The 4,954-nt window shown below is 50.6% G+C and carries 2 protein-coding genes; one reads left to right on the top strand and one right to left on the bottom strand.

The window, feature by feature from the left end:
* Positions 1-103 precede the first annotated feature (103 nt).
* Positions 104-3,352 carry a S8 family serine peptidase gene (locus tag ACLQ7H_RS24490; RefSeq protein WP_411754915.1) on the top strand — a complete coding sequence of 1,083 codons (3,249 nt, stop codon included), beginning with the start codon at positions 104-106 and terminating at the stop codon, positions 3,350-3,352.
* Positions 3,353-3,413: 61 nt separating this feature from the next.
* Here the strand turns inward: ACLQ7H_RS24490 and ACLQ7H_RS24485 are convergent.
* Positions 3,414-4,954 (bottom strand): hypothetical protein (locus ACLQ7H_RS24485; RefSeq protein WP_411754914.1); only part of this gene is annotated, 1,541 nt, incomplete at its 5' end.

Here is a 4,954-nt window from a genome sequence, read left to right as displayed (position 1 = left end):
ACTGCGGGTGCTCGTTTGAAATGGTATACAAATCAATAAAAAAGGTGTGGCCAACTTGGCACAAAGAAATATCTCTGTGAGCATTATTGAAAGGAATATCAACATGAATTTGATTTCAAAGGTATTTTTTCACAAGGCTTTGCAACAACCCAACAAAATAAATCAAAACCCGGGGAAAAAAGTAACGCTTAACAAGTCACTCATTGCCTTGACTATTTCCGCCGCAATCTCGCCAATGGCCGGTGTGGCCACCGCAGCTTATGTGGAAACAGGGCAGATTGGCGATAAAGCCAGTTGGGAAACAGAGGAATACAGCAAGGATTGGGGCATCACTGCGATGAAAGCATCCAGCGCCTATGCGCTGGGGTACTCTGGACAAGGGGTTAACGTTGGCGTAATGGATTCTGGTGCTCTGTTATTTATTCATCAAGATCTTAACGGCGATCGCTTCCATGCAGTCCAGGCTAATGGCATCTACGGTTCGTCCGGTTTGCGTTACCCACAGTCGGCACCGGGGTTACAGGGCGAATATATCGAGGGCGAGGCATTTGATATCAGCGGCCAATGGGTAGCCGGTGTTAACGATGGCCATGGAACCCACGTAACCGGTACCGTTGGGGCTAATCGTGATGGTGAAGGCATGCACGGTGTTGCCTGGGGCGCCAATATTTATGTCGCTAATACCGGTGGCACAGATAGCAATAACTATGGCCCGTTCCAGGATTACCAGTACTTCTACACCGGTTGGAAAGCGCTGGTTGATTCCGGTGCAGAGGTGATTAACAACAGCTGGGGCACCAACATTCGTGTTGTCGACAACGGGTCAACCGGCAGTGATGGTGGCAATACCGGTGTGCATATACCTGCCAATAACATGACCCAGTCAGAATATGAGTATTTTTATTTCAATAAAGTCTATGGAGACCATCCGTCCTTTGTTGATGCTGCCTATGATGCCGTGAAAGGCACCACGGTGGTGCAGATATTTACCACCGGCAACCGCGATTTTGCCAATCCATTCTATCGTGCACTTTACCCCTATTATCACCCTGAAGCCGAGCAGCACTGGATTGCTGTTGCCGGGTTGCAGCGGGTAACCGGTACCGATAAATACTCCCTCTCTTATACCTGGAATGAGGCTGGCGAGGCTAAATGGTGGACCGTGGCTGCGCCGGGAAATGGCATCTACTCAACCACGGTAAATGCGACAACCGGTGCTGCGGGCTGGGGGAACTCATCGGGTACCTCTATGTCGGCTCCCCATGTGGCTGGTGCCATGGGCGTACTGCTATCACGTTATCAGGATATGAGCGCTCTTCAGGTTCGTGATGTGATGTTCACCACCGCCAGCCACCAGAACCCAGACGGTAGTACGTTGGCCAACTGGACTGCGGCTGAGGGCGTTCCCGATGTTCGCTACGGCTGGGGAGTGCCCGATCTTGATAAAGGCATGTATGGGCCTGGTCAGTTCCTTGGCAAGGTTGAATACAACATGGCCACTACGCCGCTTGATGTCTGGAGTAATAACATCAGCCAGCAAGCGCTGGATGCACGTAAACAAGAAGATTTGGCCTGGCTACAGAACTATAAAGCTCAGGGTATTGCGGCTGGTGGAGCCTATGAACTGGGTAACAGCTTCGTCGTCAATGACGGTAACAGCGATCCGACGGATCATATCGTTAACCAGGAGGATGCGGAAAAATGGCGGCAAGATTATTACGCTGCGCGTGCTGCTGCTATTGAGGCCAAAATTGATGCCGATCTCTATACCGGCTCCCTGGTTAAACTCGGTGCGGGTACGTTGATCATGACCGGTGATAACAGCTATCAGGGTAATACCACCGTGGAGAACGGCGCCCTGTATGGCTTCACTGAATCCTTTGGTAGCGGCACCGTGGCGGTGAATGGCGGTAAGTTCGGGGTTATTGGCCACTATAACGATACGTTTACGCTGAAGGGGCAGCTGACATCGACAGAAAGCCATAAGGCTAATATTGACGTCAATGCCGGGGGTACTTATGTCGTCAGCACGGATGAACATGTCAATGTGGGTCAGTTGACCTTTAACGACGGTTCGATGATTACGGTGGGCTCCAATGATAGGGACGTGTACGCAGACGTCTTTAATAATGGCACCGTCGCTGTTGGCACGGTCAACGCTGATGCATTAACCGGTGCCGACAAGGCCATCGCCACACCTCAGTACGCGTTCTTCAACACCCAGGTTGAAGTCTCTGGTAATGCCCTCACCGCCAGTTTTGGCCGCAATGATGATGTGACGTTTGCCTCTTACGCTTCAAACCATAATGGTCGCTCTATTGCCAATACGATTGAGGGCACGGGTACGGGGACGCTTTTCAACTCCCTGCTGTTGGCATCTGGCGAGGAGGTCAGTAATACCTACAATTCACTCGGCAGTGACATGTACCTCAATACGCAAAATGCCAGCATCGTTAATTCAATGACTATGTCCCGTGTTATCAAGGATCAGGCGGTTGGCGTGGGGGGAGGGCGTTATGTCGAAACGGCTGATGGTTCGGGCCGCTTCTGGATGGCACCTATAGGTAGCTGGTCTAATGTGGATTACGGCCAATCCAGCATGGACGTCGATTTCTTCGCTGCCTTAATTGGCAGTGAAATCGATGTTAGCAGCAGCACTAAACTCGGGCTGTACTTTGGGGCGGGTAGTACCGATTTCAAAGGGGGAAGCAGTGGTAAAATCGACAGTGACGACCTGCACTTCGGGGTTTACGGCGTCTCTAAAATCGCTGATGTGGCTTCGCTGAATTATGGTGCGATGTACACCAAGCAGGATCGTGATGCTAATCGTACTTTGAGTGTCCTCGATCAGGTTGGCACAAATTCTGTTTCCCCAAATGTGGATATTACCCAGCTGTTTGCAGAAGCGGCCTATTCAGGATTCAATACCGATAGCTATTCCGTTGAGCCCTATTTCGGTATCAGCTGGATGCATATCAAATCCGATGGCTATGTGGAAACGGTTAACAATATGGTGTTTACCACCAACGTTGATAACCAGGATCTGCAGGTCACAACCCTTGGCGTGCGCACCGCGGTACCATTTACCTTGGCTAACCTGGATATGGCAGTGAAAGGCGATCTGTATGGTACGCACTTCTTCGGTGACACGACTCCAGAAGCGACAATGTCTCTTGCAGATAGCGGAGTAGCCAGGATCCAGGGGGGCAAATTGTCTAACCTGGTTGGCGTGGGGTTAGGGATTGAAACCAAGCTCGGTAAAGCGACCACCTTCGGTCTGTCATACACCGGTGCCTATAATAGCGATATCACTTCAAACGGTTTTTACGCCAAGTTAAAAATCGATTTCTAAAATTGGGTAGAGTTATTACGCGATAAAACAACCACCGGCCAAGGCTGGTGGTTGTTCCTGATCAAATGAAAAAGTCAGGGTATCTCTGTTCTAACAGGGCACGTAGCTGCTGACGATCCAATCCCTCAATCTCCTGAATAAACCCCTCTGCCGGGATCTTCTTCTTCGCCCGGGAAAGCCCGTGCTGGCTGAGCAGCGAGATATCATCGCGGCTGAGATAGAAATTCACCTTGATGTAATCCCACTGATAATACTTAAGATAGCTCGAGATTTTATTGGTGAAGGTGATCAGCAAATCAAAGGGGATCTGCTCGAGCGTGTGTATCTCATTGATATTCACATAGCCGACAATCTCAATATGGAAGTGCGACTTCAACACCTCCTTGAAATAGCCCACCTTACTTTCCGAAGAGTTGGTCACGATAATGACGCGTTTTTTCTCCTCGCTGTGGACTCGGTTTTGCAGCTCGTATTTCTTCAGGATCAACACCAGCGTGGACAGATGCACCGTTGAAAAGGTGGTTTGATAGTGCTGCGCGATGGGCGCGGTGGCCAGGGCGACGCCCTGATAGAGCTGGGCGTGCCGGGTCTGCACCTGATACAGTTTTTTATCGTCAAAATAGAGATTGAACTTGTTTTGTACGATGGTCGAATAGATGAACTGGTAGATCTCGGCGAAGAAGGGCGAACGGTTGTGGATTTCTGCCCGCAGCAACGGGGTCAAGGTTTCACAAAGGTGGCCAACGAGTGTAATCAGTGTGGGATCGTAAATATCGAACGGCCGCCAAGTGTAGGTCAGGGATGAAATCAGTAGGTCGAGGAAGCGGTTTTCGTGCTCGCCATCCAGCAATCCAAAGTCAGAAGATTGAATAAAGCTCAGGTTATCGCTGTGGGTAATGAAATGCCCGCGCCGCATACGATGTAGCGCAATACTCATATACACCAGGAAGTATTTCTTGCTGTTATAGCCCAGCGTGATCCGCTGGCTCAGCCGGTGTTGATACAGCTCGGCGGCGGCGCTGATTTCCTGTTGGCATACCTTTAAGAACTGCGTGGCAATGGAGCGATTAATCGGCTCGTTGGCCTTGTGGGGCACCAGCAGGTGATCTTCGCCGATCTCAATGGTTTTCAGGATCGTCAGGCAAATGGCGATGCGCAGTAGGATCTCGTCGCCATCCAGCCGCGATCCCTGTTTGGGAATGGCGGCAACGGTGAGATGGTTCGCCTGCAAAAATGCCGACAGCGCCTGGTTATCATTTTTGAGCGTGGTTGGGCTGACGTTAAACTTGCGGTAATACTCGCTTTTGTTCACCACGTCCTGCAGGCATAGCGCCACGCTGAGATCTTTAATGCGTTCATCGGCGGTGGTGATGTAGCGGTTAAACGGGATCTGCTCCAAAAAGGCGATATATTCCCGGTAGCCGATTGCCGTGACGATCCACTGCCCATCGATATGCAGGTGGCAATTTGGCTCTAGGAACTCGTTGATCTCCTTCATGGAGCGCTTCAGCGTCGACGTGGTTTTGCCAAACCTGGAGGTGACATCCTCGATTAACACCGGGCTGTGTTCCTGAATATATTTCAACAATGACAGGTCAAAAC

The sequence above is a fragment of the Serratia sp. (in: enterobacteria) genome (genome assembly GCF_046715635.1).
In the GTDB taxonomy this organism is placed as follows: Bacteria; Pseudomonadota; Gammaproteobacteria; order Enterobacterales; family Enterobacteriaceae; genus Chania.
The sequence above is the reverse complement of the archived record's forward strand: the minus strand, read 5'-3'. Positions and strand labels throughout refer to the sequence as shown.